Source organism: Alcanivorax sp. HI0044 (assembly GCF_001634945.1).
The window spans coordinates 1-442 of the sequence record NZ_LWEZ01000810.1 but is presented as its reverse complement, the minus strand read 5'-3'; the positions used below and the strand labels follow the sequence as shown (position 1 = coordinate 442).

Annotated in this window: 1 protein-coding gene; it reads left to right on the top strand. The window is 57.7% G+C overall.

The window, feature by feature from the left end:
- Positions 1 to 261: 261 nt before the first annotated feature.
- A partial coding sequence (locus A3730_RS09665) for a trimeric intracellular cation channel family protein (RefSeq protein WP_197477405.1) occupies positions 262 to 442 on the top strand: 181 nt, incomplete at its 3' end.

Genomic DNA, 442 nt, shown 5'->3' with positions numbered 1-442 from the left:
TGGACTGTCGTTGGCGGTGGTTTCGGAATAGGCCGTGCCGGACACCAGTAGCAAGCTGGTCGCCAGAACGGAAAAACGCAAATCAGACATGGTTTCCCCCGGAAATAATGAAATGCAGTGGCGGTGCACGCAGGTTGGCGGGCACCGGAGCATGTGATGGCTGGGGGATACCTGGCGAAAATCACAGGCGGTGGATGATAATGGTTTTCATTTGTAATTCAAGATGGCGACAGGAAATGCTGTGAGGCAAGGGCGATGACGATGCTTTTAGCGCTGTATCTGATAGGTATTACGGCGGAAGCCATGACCGGCGCATTGGCGGCGGGGCGGCTGCGTATGGACTTGTTCGGGGTGGTGATGGTGGCCTGTGTGACCGCCATGGGGGGCGGTTCCATCCGCGATGTGCTGCTCGGGCATTATCCGCTGACCTGGGTGGCACACC